Below are 1,883 nucleotides of genomic sequence, written 5' to 3' on the forward strand. Positions count from 1 at the left end.
AGCGCCTGCTTTGCACGCAGGAGGTCAGCGGTTCGATCCCGCTAGTCTCCACCATATATATTTAAATGAACATTGAAAACTGAATTGCAATATGTCAACGTTAATTCCGATTTCAACATTAAATGTTGAATCAAAACAACGTGTTATTAATAACACAAATTAGTATTTTATGAGCTAATCAAACATCATATTTTTTATGGAGAGTTTGATCCTGGCTCAGGATGAACGCTGGCGGCGTGCCTAATACATGCAAGTCGAGCGAACAGATAAGGAGCTTGCTCCTTTGACGTTAGCGGCGGACGGGTGAGTAACACGTGGGTAACCTACCTATAAGACTGGAATAACTCCGGGAAACCGGGGCTAATGCCGGATAACATTTAGAACCGCATGGTTCTAAAGTGAAAGATGGTTTTGCTATCACTTATAGATGGACCCGCGCCGTATTAGCTAGTTGGTAAGGTAACGGCTTACCAAGGCAACGATACGTAGCCGACCTGAGAGGGTGATCGGCCACACTGGAACTGAGACACGGTCCAGACTCCTACGGGAGGCAGCAGTAGGGAATCTTCCGCAATGGGCGAAAGCCTGACGGAGCAACGCCGCGTGAGTGATGAAGGTCTTCGGATCGTAAAACTCTGTTATTAGGGAAGAACAAATGTGTAAGTAACTATGCACGTCTTGACGGTACCTAATCAGAAAGCCACGGCTAACTACGTGCCAGCAGCCGCGGTAATACGTAGGTGGCAAGCGTTATCCGGAATTATTGGGCGTAAAGCGCGCGTAGGCGGTTTCTTAAGTCTGATGTGAAAGCCCACGGCTCAACCGTGGAGGGTCATTGGAAACTGGGAAACTTGAGTGCAGAAGAGGAAAGTGGAATTCCATGTGTAGCGGTGAAATGCGCAGAGATATGGAGGAACACCAGTGGCGAAGGCGACTTTCTGGTCTGTAACTGACGCTGATGTGCGAAAGCGTGGGGATCAAACAGGATTAGATACCCTGGTAGTCCACGCCGTAAACGATGAGTGCTAAGTGTTAGGGGGTTTCCGCCCCTTAGTGCTGCAGCTAACGCATTAAGCACTCCGCCTGGGGAGTACGACCGCAAGGTTGAAACTCAAAGGAATTGACGGGGACCCGCACAAGCGGTGGAGCATGTGGTTTAATTCGAAGCAACGCGAAGAACCTTACCAAATCTTGACATCCTTTGACAACTCTAGAGATAGAGCCTTCCCCTTCGGGGGACAAAGTGACAGGTGGTGCATGGTTGTCGTCAGCTCGTGTCGTGAGATGTTGGGTTAAGTCCCGCAACGAGCGCAACCCTTAAACTTAGTTGCCAGCATTCAGTTGGGCACTCTAAGTTGACTGCCGGTGACAAACCGGAGGAAGGTGGGGATGACGTCAAATCATCATGCCCCTTATGATTTGGGCTACACACGTGCTACAATGGACAATACAAAGGGCAGCTAAACCGCGAGGTCATGCAAATCCCATAAAGTTGTTCTCAGTTCGGATTGTAGTCTGCAACTCGACTACATGAAGCTGGAATCGCTAGTAATCGTAGATCAGCATGCTACGGTGAATACGTTCCCGGGTCTTGTACACACCGCCCGTCACACCACGAGAGTTTGTAACACCCGAAGCCGGTGGAGTAACCATTTATGGAGCTAGCCGTCGAAGGTGGGACAAATGATTGGGGTGAAGTCGTAACAAGGTAGCCGTATCGGAAGGTGCGGCTGGATCACCTCCTTTCTAAGGATATATTCGGAACATCTTCTTTAGAAGATGAAAAGGAATAACATTGACATATTGTATTCAGTTTTGAATGCTCATTCGAGTATTCTTTAATGATTTGTACATTGAAAACTAGATAAGTAAGTAAAATTTAT

General features: G+C 47.7%; 1 rRNA gene. It reads left to right on the forward strand.

The features are described 5' to 3' along the window. The first annotated feature begins 193 nt into the window (after positions 1–193). Positions 194–1,746: ribosomal RNA gene (locus KA867_RS13140) — 16S ribosomal RNA — on the forward strand. Positions 1,747–1,883: the final 137 nt, after the last annotated feature.

Origin of the sequence: Staphylococcus sp. GDH8C109P, from assembly GCF_017893405.1 — a bacterium.
In the GTDB taxonomy this organism is placed as follows: domain Bacteria; phylum Bacillota; class Bacilli; order Staphylococcales; family Staphylococcaceae; genus Staphylococcus; species Staphylococcus cohnii.